We start from the raw sequence: 16,696 nt of genomic DNA, 5'->3' as shown, positions 1-16,696 counted from the left end.
AAACAATGCATCTGGATTTTGCCCTTGTCTTGGTGGTGGCCACCTTTTTTACCGGCGCTGTTTGGCTGCTGGATAAGCTGTTTTTCAAAAAACGCCGTCAGCAGTTTTCCGGGGAAACCAAGCCCGGACTGATTGTGGAATACTCCAACTCCTTTTTCCCGGTGTTGGCATTGGTTCTGGTGTTGCGCTCTTTCCTGTTTGAACCTTTTCAGATTCCATCCGGCTCCATGCTGCCCACGCTGAAGGTGGGCGATTTTATTCTCGTCAATAAATTCAGTTATGGCGTTCACCTGCCGGTGATCAACAAGGAAATTCTTGAGGTGGATGACCCTGAGGTGGGGGATGTGGCGGTCTTTCGGTATCCCCTGGATCAGCGCCTCAACTACATCAAGCGTGTGGTCGGCACCCCCGGCGATACCGTCAGCTATGCTAACAAGATGCTGACCGTCAATGGTGAACCTGTTGGCCGTGAACTGCTGGAAAAATACCCGAGTGATGCGCCCGGCGAATGGCTCTGGAAAGAAACTCTGGGTGAAGCCGAGCACGAAGTTTACAACTACCCGCCAAGAACCTTCGACTTTCCTGACATTCAGGTGCCCGAAGGCTATTATTTTGTGATGGGTGATAACCGTGACCACAGTAACGACAGCCGTTTCTGGTGCCAGGGTGAGGTCAAGGACTCCAGCGGTTGTTTGCTGATACCCGGCTATTTCAATGACCGGGGCATGCCTCTGGTCATGGGTTTTGTTCCTGAAGAAAACCTGGTGGGCAAGGCCGTTGCTGTCTGGATGCATTGGCCGGAATTGTTAAGCCTGCCCGATTTCACCGCTTTTAGAAGAATTGAGTAAAATTGAAGTGAAGAAAAAACTGGACCCTTTAATCAAGGCTTTGGGTCACCCTTTTAATGATGTTCAACTGCTGGATCTGGCTTTGACCCACCGCAGCCAGGGCAACCACAATAATGAACGCTTGGAATTTCTGGGTGACTCCATCGTTAATTTTCTGATTGCTGAAGACCTCTACGAACGTTTTCCAGAAGCCCGGGAAGGTCAGCTTTCGCGCTTGCGTGCCCGCCAGGTCAAGGGTGCGACCCTGGCGGAAGTGGCCCGGGAATTCAACCTGGGAGACTACCTGCGCCTGGGTTCGGGAGAACTGAAAAGCGGTGGTTATCGTCGGGACTCCATCCTGGCCGATTCCCTGGAAGCCGTGATTGGCGCCATTTACCTGGATGCCGGTATGCAGGTTGCCCGTGAGCGGGTGCTGGACTGGTTTTCCGGGCGTCTGGACAACCTGACTCTGAATGACACCCAGAAAGACCCCAAAACCCGTCTGCAGGAATTCTTGCAATCCCGTCAGTTTGCCCTGCCGCGCTATGAAGTGGTGCAGGTGGAAGGGGAAGCTCATTCTCAGCTGTTCACGGTTGAATGTGTGATCGAGCAACTGGATCAGTATCCTTTGGGTATTGGCCCCAGCCGTCGCCATGCTGAACAGGAAGCTGCACAAAAAGCGCTCCAGGCGCTGGAGGTCAAATGACAGCGACTACTGCCAACCGCTGTGGTTACATTGCCCTGGTGGGCCGTCCCAATGTGGGCAAGTCGACTCTGCTGAATCGTATTCTCGGCCAGAAAATCAGCATTACCTGCAAGAAGCCGCAAACCACTCGCCACCAGATTCTGGGTATTCACACTGAAGGCCCGACCCAGTGCATCTACGTGGACACTCCCGGCATGCACCTGGCCGTGGGGGAAAGAGACAAGGCCATCAACCACTACATGAATGATGCCGCCAGCCGCGCCCTGCGTGATGTGGATGTGGTGATTTTCCTGGTGGATCGCACCAAGTGGACCGATGAAGACGACCTGGTGCTCAAACGTCTGCAATATCTGAAGTGCCCGGTTCTTCTGGCCATCAACAAGGTGGACTGGCTGGAAGACAAGAAGGCCCTGCTGCCCTTTATTGAAGAAATCAGTCAGAAGCGTGAGTTCGACCAGATCATTCCCATTTCCGCCCTGCAGGGCAACCAGGTGGACGAACTGGTCAAAGCCGCTAATGAACGCTTGCCGGAAGGCCCGCATTTTTTCCCCGAAGATCAGGTGACCGACCGCAGTTCACGTTTTCTGGCTTCCGAGCTGGTGCGGGAAAAAATCATGCGTCAGCTGGGTGAAGAGCTGCCTTATTCGGCCACGGTGGAAATTGAAAAGTTTGAACAAAAGGGCCATGTTTTGCATATTCATGCCCTGATACTGGTGGAACGTGAAGGCCAGAAGAAAATCATCATTGGTGACAAGGGCCAGCAGATCAAACAAATCGGCCGCGATGCCCGTCTGGATATGGAAAAAGCCTTTGAATCCAAGGTGATGCTCAACCTCTGGGTCAAGGTGAAAAGCAACTGGTCCGATGATGCCCGTGCTCTGAAAAGCCTGGGTTACACCGGCCAGGAATAGCGCTTCGCGGCAAGGTGCTGCCATGACAGTCAATGACTACCAGCTCGCCTGGTTGCTGCATGCCAGGCCTTACCGGGAAACCAGCTCACTGGCCTGGTTGCTGACCCTGGAAGAGGGCCGTGTGGATGCGGTGGTGCGCGGTGTGCGCAGTCGCAAGAGTCGTTATCGTGCCCTTCTGCAACCCTTTACTCCCCTGCAAGTTCGCCTCAAGGGTCACCATGAATTGAAAACCCTGGTGGGTCTGGAATCCACCAGCGCACCCCACTGGTTTCAGGGTGAAGCCCTGGTTTGCGGCCTCTATGCCAATGAACTCATCAGCCGCCTGCTGCTGGCGGGGCAACCCTGTCAGACACTGTTCCGCGATTATTCCCTGCTGCTTAATCTCCTGGCCGATACCCAACAGCGTGAACCGGCCCTGCGGCGGCTGGAGCTCAGTCTGCTGGAGGCTTTGGGTTATGCCCCCAGTTGGCAGGCGGTAACGGGTGAGTCTCTGCTGCCAGGCTGGTATTATGCCTATCAATTCGGGCAGGGATTTGTTCCCCGGCCTCCCGGAAATCACCCGGAGGCCAGCACAGCACTGTATGCCGGTGAGCAACTGCTGGCCATAGCAGCAGATGACTGGCAGAACCCGGCAACGCGCAAGACGGCCAAGCGCCTGACCCGCCAGTTGCTGCAACCTCTGCTGGGCAACAAACCCCTGCAAAGCCGTCAGCTGTTCCAACAGCTGGCAAGCTCAACCATCCGACCCAAGACTTCGGAGTAGTTCATGAATCAGCGTGTGTTACTGGGCGTTAATATTGATCACATTGCCACTTTGCGACAAGCCCGGGGAACTCGTTACCCGGACCCGGTACAGGCTGCTCTGGTGGCCGAGCAGGCCGGTGCGGATGGCATTACCCTGCACCTGCGTGAAGACCGTCGCCATATTCAGGAAAGGGATGTGGAACTCATCCAGCAGGTTTTACAGACCCGCATGAATTTTGAAATGGCGGTGACAGATTTTATGCTCGACTACGCGGAGCGACTGCGCCCTGAGCACGTCTGTCTGGTTCCCGAAAAGCGTGAGGAACTGACCACCGAAGGCGGGCTGGATGTTGCCGGTCAGCTGCAGAAAATGACTGAAGTCTGCCAGCGCCTGGCTAAAGCAGGTATTGATGTCTCCCTGTTTATTGATCCTGATGAAAAACAGATTGATGCTGCGGTCGCGGTTGGTGCGCCAACGATTGAGCTGCACACGGGGGCCTATGCCGATGCCCAAAGCCCATCGGATCAGGCACTGGAGCTGCAGAGAATTCGCCATGCAACCGCCTATGCCCTGCAAAAAGGTCTGGTGGTCAATGCCGGTCACGGCCTTCACTATCACAATGTGGAACCCATAGCCGCTCTGCCGGGCATCAATGAACTGAATATCGGCCATGCCCTGATTGCCCACTCTCTGTTTGTGGGGCTGGATGCCGCCGTCAAGGAAATGCAGGCCTTGATTCAACGCGCCCAACACAAGCCGGATCAGGGATGATCGGGCAGCAACTGATCAACACCCTGGCAACCTGGGCCGCTCCCTATCGCGACCGCAGGATGCTGACGCTTCTGGCTCTGGGTTTTTCCAGTGGCCTTCCGGCTCCCCTGGTGTTTTCCAACCTGTCCATCTGGCTCAGGGATGTGGGTGTCAGTCGCACCGATATCGGCCTTTTTGCCCTGGCTGCCACCCCCTATGCCATTAACTTTCTCTGGGCTCCGCTGATTGATCGCCTGAGACTGCCTTACTTTTCCGCCCGTTTCGGGCGGCGACGCGGCTGGGCGCTTTTCACCCAGCTTCTGCTGTTGCTGGCGATTGCACTTCTGTCTTTTACCCACCCGGAAAAGAACCTGCAGCTGGTGGCCCTGGGGGTGCTTTTTGTCACCTTTGTTTCTGCAACCCAGGATATTGTGGTTGATGCCTACCGTATTGAAGTGCTGGAACCCCACCAATACGGCAGTGGTTCCGCAGCAGCCATTTGGGGCTGGCACCTGGGCGGCACTCTGGTGGGGGCGGCTGGTGGTCTTTATCTGGCCGATCAGTTTGGCTGGAATATGGCTTACCTGCTGTTGGCCTGCGGGGTTCTGGTGGGGATGGTGGCGATTCTCAGCAGCCCGGAACCCAAACGCCCCCCACCGGCTGAAACCCTGGCGGAAGAATCCCGCGCCCTGGCCCAACTGGAGCGCTGGCGGGAATTGCCGGCCATGCTGCGTCATGCGCTGGGCTGGATCTATGTCAGCCTGATTGCACCTTTTGCCGAATTCACCCGGCGCAAAGGCTGGATCTGGATTCTCGTCTTTATTTTTGTCTTCAAACTGGGTGATGCCCTGCTGGGGCGGATGTCCGGTGTTTTTTATCGGGAACTGGGTTTCAGCCTCACGGAAATTGCCGAGGTGGCCAAGATTTACGGCTTTGCCGCCAACATTCTGGGCATCGTTGTGGGTGGCGTCTTGGTGGCCCGCGTTGGCGTGCTCAAGGCACTTTTGTTTTCCGGTCTGGCCACGGCCATCACCAATCTGACCTATTCCTGGCTGGCCGTTTCCGGGCAATCCTGGCTGGTGTTTATCATTGCTCTGGCTACGGACAACTTCACCACAGGTCTGGTGACGGTGGCCTTCGTGGCCTATCTGTCCAGCCTGTGCAATTCCGCCTACACGGCCACCCAGTATGCTCTGCTGGCTTCGCTGGGCAACCTGGCCCGCATCTGGCTTTCGGCATCCAGTGGCTGGATGGTCGACAGCTTGGGCGGTGACTGGGCACTTTTCTTTCTCCTCACCGCGATTATTGCTTTGATTGGACTGCCGCTACTCTGGGTGCTGATGAAATACTTTCCGGCCCCCTTGCAGGTTCGGCAAGCTGAAGACAAAGGGGGTGGCTCCTCGTGAAATGGCTTAGGGGCAAAGACCGGGATCGCAATGAGCCAGCCAGGGTTTCACTCGACCGGGAAGGCAATGAGCAGATCGAGCGCATCAGCCGGGTTGTGCACCGCGTTTACTGGACACGCAATCTGCTGAGCATCATCTGGACGGCCGGGCCGGTCACTCTGGTCGGGCTGTACGGGGGCTTCTATGCCGCTTATGGCAAATCACCGCCCGGCCAGACGTTGCTTTATTTCTTCCTCTTCACGCTGTTTTCCGGCCTGGTGGCTTTCAGTGCCAAGGTCATCTATGACATGACGCGTGGGCATGTTCAAGAGCAGGCCCAGCAGGACGTCAGTGAAGCCATCGACAAGCTGGCCGACCTGATTCTGGCGGTGCGTGACCTGATTGTGGAAAGCTTTGAAGAAGGCGAGGCTCGCCAGAGGGAAGCGGCTTTGCAACTGCTGCGGCGCATTGAACTCACCCCGGACGGGGTGGCTTTTGCAGCCCAGGAGCTAACCGGCGACGGTGAGCTGGCCAAGATTCTGGGGCGTATTGAAACCTATCGACGCGCCGGGCTTTATTCACGGGTGCGGGATTTGAGCCGCCAGTATCGTGAACGCATCGAACTGGCTCTGGAATGGCTGCATGATGTCTCCCCGGAAGCAGCCAGTGTGCTGCGTGAACGCTTCAATGGCGAAGCGCCGCAACTGGAAAAAGGCGTGCCGCGTGATGACTTTTTTATCGAGCGGGTGCTGGCCGCCATTGAAGAAGACAACCTGCTGCTGATGACCCTGCAGGATGTGGAAGAAATGCTGATTCTGGCTTTTGAGCTCATCAATGGCCGGGAAATTCCCCTGCTGTTGTTCAGCTATTCCGGGCAATGGAAGCTCGCTCGGGCCCTGGATGAGTTGGAACAAAAACGCAGCCAATACCGGATTGCCCAGGCCAGCGGCAGCAACCGTTTACGTGCCATGGCCGGGTTTCTGGTGGAAACCGATGAAGCCACCCACGAACAACTGCCCAATGGGCTTTCCGCCCAGGAGTTGGTGGTTCGGGTTGAAGAAATCATTGACCGCCTGGCTGCCGAAGTCACCCAACTGGCCAAACAGGCCCGGCACAAAAAACTCACCAGCCTGACCGAACTGCGCAGCAAGGCCGATGTCCTGGGCAAATGCCTGAATCTCTACAAGGCCGCCCGCCAGGGCTACCAGCAACTGGGTAAAGCCCACGCCGGGCTTCTGGAAGCTTCGGAAGAATGGAATGAACTGGCGGAAAAATTCGGTGACCAGGCCAGCAAGCTGCGCCTGGGGCCAGGGCGCATGGGTTTGCGGATACTGGAAAAAATCAGCTACCTGAACGATGAAGAAAAAGTGGCGGTCTGCCAGCATCTGGTCAAATACCTGCATGGCGAACAACTGGAAAAGCGCGGACGGCGTTTTTTCACCCGGCATAATGGCCGCTCGCGTCCCCTGACATTGGAAGGGGCCAGGCAACTGGCTGTGGAAGTGGCTTTGGCCCTGGAGCCGTATATCAGACTCTCCCGGCCTGGCGTACAACGCGGCATCAATGCCACCAACGCCACCTATCTGGGCGGACTGGAACCGAACATGAGCGCTGCCGAAAAAGCCGCTCTGGGTTCCTCCATGGCTCGGGAAGTCCAACAGGACATGAGCCATGCCGCTGAACGCCTGGCTGTGGCTCTGGTCAAGCACTATCGTGTGGACTTGACCGAAGAAGCCCGGAATTTTCTGATTGAGGCCTATGGAGCACGTTCCCAGATGCTGGACATGCTCTCCAACTACGAGGCCAGCACGGGCAATGGCCCCGTCAGTTTCCTGAGTCTGCGACCACCCAGGGTCGGGGCTCTCAAGCGGGAATGGTATCGGGCCCTGATTAAAGCCCGTCAGCAAATAGGATGATTCATGAGTGAAGCAAGTATCAGTGTTCTCGGGGCCGGTAGTTTGGGGTTGCTGTATGCCACACGCCTGGCCCGCATGGGGCGCTCCGTCAATCTGCTGGTCAAACCCGAGAAGGTTTCTTCCCTGAGCCTGGGCGTTACCCTCAAAGACAAGCAGGGGGGCCGCTCTCAGCGCCAGTTTATGCGCGTGATCAGCCAGCCTACTCCCGATTTGGCGATCGACCGCCTGATTCTCACCACCAAGGCCGGTCAGGCTGCCTCTGCCTTGCAAACCTGGCAAGCCAACCTGAGCGCCGATGCTGAAATCCTGATGCTGCAAAACGGTCTGGGCAGCCAGTCAGAGGTTGCAGAGCTTCTGAGCAACCAGCAAACCTTGCTGGCCGCCAGTGTTACCGAAGGAGCCTATCTGGAAGATCCGGGTACAGTAGTACATGCCGGAAAAGGCAAAACCCAACTGGGGCGCTGGTCGGGAGCCAATAAACAAGCCGCGGATACCTGGGTGAGCCGCCTGACCATCGCAGGGTTGGATGCTGAAAAAGTGGAACCCATCCGCCCGGTACTCTGGCACAAGCTGGCTGTAAATGCGGTGATTAACCCGCTGACGGCTGCCTATCAGGTGGAAAACGGCGCTTTGGCAGGGCGGGAATTCCAGCCAATGGTGGAGCGGTTGGTGAAAGAATTACTGGCAGTGTTCAAGCGCCTGGGGATTCCCGAACCCGAAGGTGGGCTGGCGTATCGGGTGGAGCAAATCATTCTGGCTACTGCCGCCAATCGCTCTTCCATGCTGCAGGATATCCAGGCAGGGCGCACCACAGAAATAGACTACATCACCGGCACCCTGCTGAAAGCGGCCAAACCCTTTGGGCTCAAGCTCAGCCAACACCAGAAGCTTTACGACAAGATCAAAGTGGCCGAATCGCCTTGACCGGCACTTCCAGACGCTGTTGTTTTTGCAACAGATCCAGCAGCAGTATGACCCTTTCTTCACCCTTCTTGGTCTGGAAAATCGCATTCAGACCCTTGAAGGGGCCTTCCTCAATCAACACCCGATCACCGGCTTTCAGATAATCTTCCGGCTGGGGCGCAACCCGTTCGCGCAACATCTCCACCAGATCATCGGCCACCCGCACCGGCTGATGACCAAAACTCACCAGCTTCAAAACACCGCGTGTCGAGCGGATCGGACGCCAGTTATCAGCCACTTCACTGAGATGGATAAACAGGTAATAGGGGAAAAGGGGTTCATCAATCAGTTTCAACTTGCCCTGGCGCACCTTCTCCACCTGAATAAAGGGGTGAAAGACCTCAAAGCCCTGATTTTCCAGGTTCTCAGCAGCTCGAAAAGATTCTTTGGCCTTGCACTGAATCACATACCAGTTACGACTCGTCATTCTTACCCCCTTGCAGAAGACCGGCACAATAACGCCAGCGTCACAAGAGTGCAACCTCCAGGGTTGGAAGGCATGCAAACAGCGCCACGCAGAACACCAAGCAAGCTCAGAAGTTGACCTGTAAGTGCCTTGAATCAATAGACTTAGACCCGCAAAGCCGGTATTTTTGAGGGAAAGCATGGGTCAGCTTCGTTAGGGGATTGAGCTGGCTTAAAAGTAAAATGATTATGAATCAAAGAGGAGCCTTATTTGGCTGACATGACTAATTCCGCACATAGAATTCTTTCAGTCGTGCAAAAAGCGTCGAGCCAGCCGGATGATAAATCCACGGCAGAGGTGTGGGCATCGTTGTTGGGCCTGAATGAAGCGACTGCTAAATCAGATCCGCATCCAATCTATGCTCAATTACAGCTTGTACGAGAGGAGGTCGACAGTATTTACAGGTTAATGGCTACTGTTGAAATCCCTGCTGATTTGTATAGGCCATACCTAGAGCGAGTTTCGAAAACAGTTTCGGTTACAAATCTTGCCGCGCCTTGGAAGAACTACAAAAAATACCTTCAGCCTGATGTGGTACTTTGTCTGAAATATTGTGCTGCGTTGCTTCCCGAAGAAGAGCCAATTGAGCATGAAGAGTTGCAGAACATTCTTGATCGGGTTCAGGAGCTGAGGCAGGAAATAGAAAACAGTTCATTGTCTGGCCATGTGTATGATTTCCTCGCCGGGCAAATGGGTATTATCGAAAAATCTATCAGGCAGTACCCAATCAAGGGGGCGGAGTCAATCCGAAAGGCATTCTCTGAGGGATTTGCAGATTTAGCGGCTCGCGCAGACGATCTGAGAAATGAGGATGATCGGGAAGAAGCTGCAAAGGTGGCAGGGTTGTGGGCCTCATTGAAGCGCTCAGGAAATGCAGTCGTTGATGCTGATCGCATTGCAACTGCTTATGTGAACCTAATTGAAAAGGGGCAGACTGCTGCCGAAGCAGTCACTGGCCTACTTCAAAATTCATAACAAATGACTGTTCTCGAGCGCACCTACGCTGGCGCTCTGGTAAGACGCAAACCCAAAGCGTTAACAACGAAAGACCTCGGTAGTTTTGTCTAATGCTTGATCCTAAATATACAGACCAAATTCTCGACGCTTGGCGCGCTGACCAGGAACATCCGCATAGAGGAAGGTCTAAGCTCTCATCCCCGCCTGTCGATGCAATTCGTTGCTTTTTGGATGAGTGCTTTCTTGCTACTTTGCGGGATGAAGAGGGGCTGCCAATTCACTTTTCAGTGGGTTTGGTCTGGGATCAAGACCCCAATAGTTTGGTTGGTCCGACAATGCACCCTCCTCTGCGGCTGGACTCCGAATCAGAGTTCTCTGCGGCGAGCTTGGCAAAGCTTGCGCCAGCTTTCGATCCGGTGCTGACAACAATCGTTTTGCTTTGGAATAGTGGTAACGGGACGCTGGAATATTGGGGGCTATGGTCACACGCTCAAGGGCATAACCGATTCTCTGAGGTGCCCGTTGGAGTCGCTGGAGGGGCAAACTTCAGACCCGACATCTTTACTGTGATTTCAAAAGGGCGTGCTGCATTCTCCGTTGCACGTGGCAATAGTCTAATAGGCACTTTCCACGCGGGCTACTTTAAGGTAGCTAAGCCCACCCCCTTCACAAGCCATTCTCTGGGACGGCACGTTTATGCAGTTGTTGAAAAGGATCCTATATTCGGCTCTGCAGGCATGAGTTATTGGCACTACATCAGAGATGGTCTAGAGCTCCTGCTTTCAGAAGCGTCACTTCGCGGCCATGGCGGCACAATTGTCCTTCTACCGCCGGACATAGCATCAGTCGATTCATGTTTTGCGAGCAAATATAAATTACACGGCTCAGTCAGTCTTAAAGAGACTCTGAAAAAATGTATGGAATGTGAGAGAGACATTGCTAAGAGCATCTCGTACCGAAAGGTGGCCAATGAATCGATACAAAGAATTTCACAGCTTGCTGCCGTCGACGGTGCTTTGATTCTAACTTTCGATTTGGAAGTCATCGCCTTCGGCGCCACGCTGACGGCGCCGCGCTCATCGTTCATTCCAACTATTGGAAGAGATGGCTTTGGATCTCCTTCCGGGCAACCTTTTGCCGTTAATCGCTACGGAACGCGTCACCGGTCTGCAATGGACTTCGCCGCAGCTGTACCGCACGCGATTGCATTTGTAATTTCTCAAGACGGCCCAATTAGGGCGTTTAGAAGCGAAGATGGGGAAACTGTTGAAGTATGGCCGGACTGCACAACTTCCATGTTTGTATAAGCATCCAAATAATCTGATTCGAAGTTCCTCTTTTCGAGGGCAGTTTCAACGAACTAACGTAGCGAGAGAGAATCTATGACCGATGCTATTCCTTATACGATTGGTGTTTTGGATAAGCTGCGGTGGAATTGTCATCTAGGCAAGCACAAACACTTCGCTGCATCTGGGCGGGGTCGGCGCTACCATGTCCTAATTGGTGTTCCGATTATCGTAATTAACTTATTACTGGGATCCGTTTTTTTTGCTGAGCTTAGCTCACAGCTCCCAGTTTGGACAAAATGGGCCGGGGCTGGCCTAGCGCTCTTCGCAGCTGTGCTTGGTGGGGTGCAAACATTCTTCCATTTTCAGAAAGAATATGAAGGGCATCGAGCTGTCGCTAACCAATACCTTGCTCTGGCGCGGGAATGTGAGCGTTTAATTGCGCTCTACTTCGACGGCATCATTGGTGTCGATGCAGTTTCGAGTGAGATACATCGGATTAACGGTGAGTACAACACCATCAATCAAGAAGCAGAAGCGCTTACCACCAAAGGGACTGACTACGAAACCGCTATAGGAGTTCAGGAACGGAAAAAAGTCAGGGAACCCTCGCTAGTAGAACAGGAAAGAGCGCGGATTCAAGCGAATGTTAACTCCTATGAGCCTTCTGCCTGGCAATAGGCCGCAGATTTTTTTGGCCGCGTCAGCAGCCAACATTGAATCGCTGAGCTAGTGATCCTTCTTCATCTGTCATTGACAGTCATTGACGTGGTCAAGGTTTTTGTGACACCCAGTTAAGCCGCCTCTTTCACTTCCGACCACTGCTGCTCAAAATGATTTGGGCTCATATAGCCCAGATAGGAGTGCAGCCGCCTGCCGTTATAGAACATACTGATGTACTCCAGAATGTCCTGTTGGGCTTCATGGCGTGTCTGGTAACTCCTCCAGTGCACCCGCTCCTGCTTCAGGCTGCCAAAGAAGCTTTCCACAACAGCATTGTCCCAACAGTCACCTTTCCTGCTCATGCTGCCTCGGATGCCGTGGGCTTTCAGTAAACGTCGGAACGCTTTGCTGGCATACTGGGAACCCCGATCCGAATGGTGGATTAACCCGGCCTGGGGTTGTCGTTGCCACAGAGCCATCTGCAAGGCATCGCAAACAAGCCTCGACTTCATTCTTGAACTCATGCTCCAGCCCACCACCCTGAGGTGGTCTAATGGATTTGTACAACCCAGTTAAGCATAATCAACTTAACTGAGGTGAAAGCAATGACAACACGCAAGAAATACTCCAAAGAATTCAAACTGGATGCCATCATGTCAATGGCCATTTATTTTGACCCACCTTTGGCCAATAAAATTGACCCACCTGGTGCGTTAGTTGGTTAACTTTTCTTTCAGTCGATAGCTTTCTCCTCCCAGCATGAAGATGTGTGAGTGATGGATAATCCGGTCTACGATGGGTATGGCCACATTGTCGTTATGGAAGAACTCTCCCCAGTCGGTGAAGTCCTTGTTGGTGGTCAGGATGATGGAGCGGTACTCATACAGGCTGTTGACCAGTTGGAAGAGGTTATAGCGGGACTGGCGGCTCATGGGCAGGTATCCCAGCTCATCAATGATCAGCAGGTCGTTTTTGGCCAGCAGGCTGATCCGCTTTTTCAGTTCACCGCGTTTTTCAGCCAGTTCCAGCTCTTCCACCAGGGTCATGGCCGTTTTGAACAGCACCTTGTAACCGGCTTCGATGGCTTTGTAGCCCAGGCCAATGGCCAGGTGGGTTTTGCCCACTCCCGGTGGCCCGATGAACACCAGGTTCTGGCGCTGATCCAGGAAGTTGAAGTCCAGCAGCGCACTGATCTGGCGTTTATTGATGGTGGTCTGGTGACGATAGTCGAAGTCATCCAGGCGCTTTTCCATCGGGAAGTGAGCTTGTTTGAAGTGACGCTGGATGCGTTTTTGATCGCGTTCTTTCAGCTCATAGCCCATCAGGTGGTCGATACACTGTAGATAAGACCAGTCATTACTTTCAGCTTCACCGAGCAGCTGAGGGAGCTGTTGAGCCATCCAGGTCAGCCTCAGGCTTTTGCAGCGGGCGCGGGTTTGTTCAAGCTGCCCCATGGGTCACCTCCTGGCCACTGGACTGGCCAAGTCGCTGGTAAGCCGAGAGGTCTACATGGTTGGCCGAAGTAGCCTCTGGCAGACCGTGATCTGGATAACGCCCTTTGCTCCGCGCCTGACGTTCCGCCTCCAGGTAGCGTTTGATCTTGCCAGCGGTAATGCCGGGCCGCTCGGCCAGCTGCACAAGCAGCTTTCGATCTTCCGGCTCCAGGTGAGCCAGGATGGATTTCAGGGCAACCAGCTGATCCTTGACGACTCTAGGCTCTGAGCGCCTGATCTGCTGGCAGAGTGTCTGACCCAGAGCCTTTCCCAGCATTTGACTGATTTCGGTCTCCAGCTGCGCCACCCGAGCTTCCCTGTCCCGGTAGTGGTTGTTGTTCTTGATGATGCGCCCCTTTTCCAGGCACAGGGTATGTTCGGCCAGGGTCTCACCAGTGTTTAGGTCGGTAATGACCAGACGGCCTTCCTGCTGCATTACACCGACCTGAGATTGCTGCCAGGCCAGAGGCACGGAGTATTTATTGGCTTGGTAGCTGATCAGACCGGTTTTATCCGCACGACGAGTTTCAATCGCCGAAGGCTGACGAAGACTGCTGGGGGCCAGGTAAGGCTTCAGCTGAGTTCGTTCTTCGGCCATAAAAACGGTGTGGGGGATCTGGCCGGTGGTGCCATGCTCACGACGGTTGGCCACTTCATCCAGCCAGTTTTGCAGATGGTCTCTCACGGCTTGTTGACAGGTGAAGTGTTCGCCATAAAAGCAGTCCTGCTTGACGTATTTGACCCCAGCTTCCACCTTGCCCTTGCTCTGGGGGTCATAGCCTTCACAGGCATGGATTCTAAAGCCTGCGGTGGTGGCATACTGGTAAAAGCGCTGGTTGGCCTCGATTTCCCGGTATTGCTCCTTGATCACCACCAGCTTGGTCTGGTCATAAACACACTCTTCGGTGATGCCGCCAAAATACCGGAAGGCTTCATCATGCAGTTGAATAAAGGCCTGGGTATCAAGGGGCTGGAAGCTCAGGCCCACATACATCAGACGCGAGAAAGAGAGCACGAAGACAACAAAGTGAAGGGTGACCTCCTGATCACCGACCCGAACGCCTCGCAGCTCGCCGGGATCAACCTGACATTGAACACCGGCCACATCATCAATAATGGGTTCAAAGTAGCGAACCTGAGCTACAGCCACTTCCTGGCGCAGCTGTTGAATATAACGGCGCAAACTTCGATCAGATGCAGGGATGGAGCCATATTTAGTACGCAGCTTACGAGCAACCTTCACCGCACTCAGCTTGGGGAACTCACCCAGTAGGTACACCAGATAACTGCGGTAATCATCCAGCTTTTTGCTGCGACTGGGGTCTGATTGCTGACCTTGAATGGCTTCTTCCGATAGACGCAGATACTTGCGAACGGTATTGCGAGAGATGGACAACTGCTTACTGATGGCTCGGACGGAAAGACCCTGGCCGTTGTCGTGTAGTGCTTTGATTTTATGAATCACAACCCACTCCTTCAAAACCCTTCCCCTTAATCATCATCGTTGAGGGAAGGTACTGGTTTTGGTGGCCAAAGCCACCTTGGGGGTGGGTCAAAATTAATGGCCAGAAGCGGGTCAGTTTAGTTGGCCATTAACACATCAGTCTGGTGCTTGAACAGAATTACACCCGAACTGAAGCCGCAAGAAGCCTGGGCATCAACTCCCAGATGCTGGGGCGCTGGGTGCAGGAACACCGGTCTGATGAGGGTCAGTCCTTTCGTGGTAATGGCAAGCTGACCCCCGAGCCGGAAGAACTCAGAAAGCTCAAGGCCCAGGTCAAACGCCTTGAAATGGAAAGAGATATATTAAAAAAGGCGACGGCATTCTTTGCAGCCGAAACGAAATAAAATATTCGTTCATCACCCAGCACAAGAATGCCTACCCCATCAGCCTGCAGTGTCAGGTATTGGGTGTCAGTCGCAATGGCTATTACCAGTACCAGAAGCGTCTGGAGAATGGCCCGGATAACCCTTTGCGTCAGGAAATGCTGGAAGAGGTCAAGAACATTGCCGAGAGTGCAGGCTATGTCTATGGTAGCCGTCGAATGCAGCGAGCACTCAATGCACTCGGCTACCCGGTGAGCCGAAGCAAGGCCAGAAAACTAATGCGTGAGGCGGGTGTTCAGGCCCGTCAGCGCAGGAAATACAAGGCCACGACCAACAGCAACCATGGTCATCCGGTCTTCGACAACCTGCTCAAGCGCAAGTTTGATGTGCCTCAGCCTGACCAGGCTTATGCCTCCGATGTAACCTACATCTGGACGCAGGAAGGCTGGCTTTACCTGGCTGTTGTCATCGACCTGTGTTCACGCCGGGTGGTGGGCTGGAGCATGAGTTCAAGAATGAAGTCGAGGCTTGTTTGCGATGCCTTGCAGATGGCTCTGTGGCAACGACAACCCCAGGCCGGGTTAATCCACCATTCGGATCGGGGTTCCCAGTATGCCAGCAAAGCGTTCCGACGTTTACTGAAAGCCCACGGCATCCGAGGCAGCATGAGCAGGAAAGGTGACTGTTGGGACAATGCTGTTGTGGAAAGCTTCTTTGGCAGCCTGAAGCAGGAGCGGGTGCACTGGAGGAGTTACCAGACACGCCATGAAGCCCAACAGGACATTCTGGAGTACATCAGTATGTTCTATAACGGCAGGCGGCTGCACTCCTATCTGGGCTATATGAGCCCAAATCATTTTGAGCAGCAGTGGTCGGAAGTGAAAGAGGCGGCTTAACTGGGTGTCACAAAAACCTTGACCACGTCAGCCAGCCTTCCTGCGTCCAGATGTAGGTTACATCGGAGGCATAAGCCTGGTCAGGCTGAGGCACATCAAACTTGCGCTTGAGCAGGTTGTCGAAGACCGGATGACCATGGTTGCTGTTGGTCGTGGCCTTGTATTTCCTGCGCTGACGGGCCTGAACACCCGCCTCACGCATTAGTTTTCTGGCCTTGCTTCGGCTCACCGGGTAGCCGAGTGCATTGAGTGCTCGCTGCATTCGACGGCTACCATAGACATAGCCTGCACTCTCGGCAATGTTCTTGACCTCTTCCAGCATTTCCTGACGCAAAGGGTTATCCGGGCCATTCTCCAGACGCTTCTGGTACTGGTAATAGCCATTGCGACTGACACCCAATACCTGACACTGCAGGCTGATGGGGTAGGCATTCTTGTGCTGGGTGATGAACGAATATTTTATTTCGTTTCGGCTGCAAAGAATGCCGTCGCCTTTTTTAATATATCTCTTTCCATTTCAAGGCGTTTGACCTGGGCCTTGAGCTTTCTGAGTTCTTCCTGCTCGGGGGTCAGCTTGCCATTACCACGAAAGGACTGACCCTCATCAGACCGGTGTTCCTGCACCCAGCGCCCCAGCATCTGGGAGTTGATGCCCAGGCTTCTTGCGGCTTCAGTTCGGGTGTAATTCTGTTCAAGCACCAGACTGATGGCATCCAGTTTGAATTCTTTGGAGTATTTCTTGCGTGTTGTCATTGCTTTCACCTCAGTTAAGTTGATTATGCTTAACTGGGTTGTACAAATCCATTAGACCACCTCACATCTCTGGCTGTTAGTGGTTTACAACAAGCAGAGCTTAAGTCTGCTTGGCAACTTGAAGTGCAACGCAGGACGCAAGTGATTGATAA

15 protein-coding genes and 2 pseudogenes are annotated in these 16,696 nt (G+C 53.9%); 12 read left to right on the top strand and 5 right to left on the bottom strand.

The features are described from left to right. Positions 1 to 11: 11 nt before the first annotated feature. Genes lepB through LG323_RS06115 form a run of 8 tightly spaced genes read left to right on the top strand, consistent with a single transcriptional unit; the run spans position 12 to position 8,164 of the window. A complete protein-coding gene (gene lepB, locus LG323_RS06150; protein ID WP_404420116.1) occupies positions 12 to 848 on the top strand; it encodes a signal peptidase I in 837 nt (278 codons plus the stop codon). Positions 849 to 855: 7 nt separating this feature from the next. Beyond that, positions 856 to 1,533: a ribonuclease III gene (gene rnc, locus LG323_RS06145; protein ID WP_310696033.1), complete on the top strand. Its 678-nt coding sequence runs from the start codon at positions 856 to 858 to the stop codon at positions 1,531 to 1,533. After that, positions 1,530 to 2,444: a GTPase Era gene (gene era, locus LG323_RS06140; protein ID WP_310696031.1), complete on the top strand. Its 915-nt coding sequence runs from the start codon at positions 1,530 to 1,532 to the stop codon at positions 2,442 to 2,444. Before rnc ends, era begins: the two co-directional genes overlap by 4 nt. 22 nt (positions 2,445 to 2,466) lie before the next feature. Further along, positions 2,467 to 3,207 carry a DNA repair protein RecO gene (gene recO / locus LG323_RS06135; RefSeq protein ID WP_404419872.1) on the top strand — a complete coding sequence of 247 codons (741 nt, stop codon included), beginning with the start codon at positions 2,467 to 2,469 and terminating at the stop codon, positions 3,205 to 3,207. Between the two features lie 3 nt (positions 3,208 to 3,210). Then, positions 3,211 to 3,960, top strand: coding sequence for a pyridoxine 5'-phosphate synthase (gene pdxJ / locus LG323_RS06130; protein ID WP_404419871.1), 750 nt, complete (start codon positions 3,211 to 3,213; stop codon positions 3,958 to 3,960). After that, positions 3,957 to 5,345 (top strand): AmpG family muropeptide MFS transporter, encoded by a 1,389-nt coding sequence (locus tag LG323_RS06125; RefSeq protein ID WP_404419870.1) that lies wholly within the window; start codon positions 3,957 to 3,959, stop codon positions 5,343 to 5,345. The genes pdxJ and LG323_RS06125 overlap by 4 nt, the downstream gene beginning before the upstream one ends. Then, positions 5,342 to 7,240 carry a hypothetical protein gene (locus LG323_RS06120; protein ID WP_404419869.1) on the top strand — a complete coding sequence of 633 codons (1,899 nt, stop codon included), beginning with the start codon at positions 5,342 to 5,344 and terminating at the stop codon, positions 7,238 to 7,240. The genes LG323_RS06125 and LG323_RS06120 overlap by 4 nt, the downstream gene beginning before the upstream one ends. A gap of 3 nt (positions 7,241 to 7,243) precedes the next feature. Continuing rightward, positions 7,244 to 8,164 (top strand): ketopantoate reductase family protein, encoded by a 921-nt coding sequence (locus LG323_RS06115; protein WP_404419868.1) that lies wholly within the window; start codon positions 7,244 to 7,246, stop codon positions 8,162 to 8,164. Here LG323_RS06115 and rfaH read toward each other — a convergent pair. After that, positions 8,142 to 8,630, bottom strand: a complete 489-nt coding sequence (gene rfaH / locus LG323_RS06110) for a transcription/translation regulatory transformer protein RfaH (RefSeq protein ID WP_404419867.1) — start codon at positions 8,628 to 8,630, stop codon at positions 8,142 to 8,144. The genes LG323_RS06115 and rfaH overlap by 23 nt on opposite strands. Before the next feature lie 249 nt (positions 8,631 to 8,879). On the opposite strand from rfaH, the gene LG323_RS06105 reads away from it, so the two are divergent. From LG323_RS06105 to LG323_RS06095, 3 genes are all read left to right on the top strand, one after another. Beyond that, a complete protein-coding gene (locus LG323_RS06105) occupies positions 8,880 to 9,644 on the top strand; it encodes a hypothetical protein (protein ID WP_404419866.1) in 765 nt (254 codons plus the stop codon). Between the two features lie 92 nt (positions 9,645 to 9,736). Then, positions 9,737 to 10,933 (top strand): putative sensor domain DACNV-containing protein, encoded by a 1,197-nt coding sequence (locus LG323_RS06100; RefSeq protein ID WP_404419865.1) that lies wholly within the window; start codon positions 9,737 to 9,739, stop codon positions 10,931 to 10,933. A gap of 75 nt (positions 10,934 to 11,008) precedes the next feature. Next, positions 11,009 to 11,593 (top strand): DUF4231 domain-containing protein, encoded by a 585-nt coding sequence (locus LG323_RS06095; protein WP_404419864.1) that lies wholly within the window; start codon positions 11,009 to 11,011, stop codon positions 11,591 to 11,593. A gap of 113 nt (positions 11,594 to 11,706) precedes the next feature. Here the strand turns inward: LG323_RS06095 and LG323_RS06090 are convergent. The 3 genes and pseudogenes from LG323_RS06090 to istA form a co-directional block, all read right to left on the bottom strand. After that, positions 11,707 to 12,117: pseudogene (locus tag LG323_RS06090) on the bottom strand (IS3 family transposase); the annotation flags it as partial. 171 nt (positions 12,118 to 12,288) lie between these two features. Continuing rightward, positions 12,289 to 13,029: an IS21-like element helper ATPase IstB gene (istB, locus tag LG323_RS06085; RefSeq protein ID WP_114418945.1), complete on the bottom strand. Its 741-nt coding sequence runs from the start codon at positions 13,027 to 13,029 to the stop codon at positions 12,289 to 12,291. Beyond that, the gene (gene istA / locus LG323_RS06080) at positions 13,016 to 14,533 is read right to left on the bottom strand and encodes an IS21 family transposase (protein WP_404416226.1); all 1,518 of its coding nucleotides are present in this window, start codon (positions 14,531 to 14,533) and stop codon (positions 13,016 to 13,018) included. The genes istB and istA overlap by 14 nt, the downstream gene beginning before the upstream one ends. A gap of 134 nt (positions 14,534 to 14,667) precedes the next feature. Here istA and LG323_RS06075 point away from each other — a divergent pair. Next, positions 14,668 to 15,791 (top strand): IS3 family transposase gene (locus LG323_RS06075; RefSeq protein WP_404420115.1). Its coding sequence is split into 2 segments (ribosomal slippage): positions 14,668 to 14,875 and positions 14,875 to 15,791, totalling 1,125 coding nucleotides; the frame shifts between segments, so codons are not numbered across the junction. Between the two features lie 28 nt (positions 15,792 to 15,819). Here the strand turns inward: LG323_RS06075 and LG323_RS06070 are convergent. Beyond that, a pseudogene (locus LG323_RS06070) lies at positions 15,820 to 16,544 on the bottom strand (IS3 family transposase); the annotation flags it as partial. Positions 16,545 to 16,696: the final 152 nt, after the last annotated feature.

The organism is Marinospirillum sp., from assembly GCF_044810985.1.
In the GTDB taxonomy this organism is placed as follows: Bacteria; Pseudomonadota; Gammaproteobacteria; order Pseudomonadales; family Halomonadaceae; genus Marinospirillum.
The sequence above is the reverse complement of the archived record's forward strand: the minus strand, read 5'-3'. Positions and strand labels throughout refer to the sequence as shown.

Coding starts and splice junctions, on each gene's coding strand:
- LG323_RS06100 (WP_404419865.1), top strand. CDS start 9,737: ATGCTTGATCCTAAATATACAGACCAAATTCTCGACGCTTGGCGCGCT.
- era (WP_310696031.1), top strand. CDS start 1,530: ATGACAGCGACTACTGCCAACCGCTGTGGTTACATTGCCCTGGTGGGC.
- istB (WP_114418945.1), bottom strand. CDS start 13,029: ATGGGGCAGCTTGAACAAACCCGCGCCCGCTGCAAAAGCCTGAGGCTG.
- rfaH (WP_404419867.1), bottom strand. CDS start 8,630: ATGACGAGTCGTAACTGGTATGTGATTCAGTGCAAGGCCAAAGAATCT.
- LG323_RS06125 (WP_404419870.1), top strand. CDS start 3,957: ATGATCGGGCAGCAACTGATCAACACCCTGGCAACCTGGGCCGCTCCC.
- LG323_RS06115 (WP_404419868.1), top strand. CDS start 7,244: ATGAGTGAAGCAAGTATCAGTGTTCTCGGGGCCGGTAGTTTGGGGTTG.
- LG323_RS06095 (WP_404419864.1), top strand. CDS start 11,009: ATGACCGATGCTATTCCTTATACGATTGGTGTTTTGGATAAGCTGCGG.
- pdxJ (WP_404419871.1), top strand. CDS start 3,211: ATGAATCAGCGTGTGTTACTGGGCGTTAATATTGATCACATTGCCACT.
- recO (WP_404419872.1), top strand. CDS start 2,467: ATGACAGTCAATGACTACCAGCTCGCCTGGTTGCTGCATGCCAGGCCT.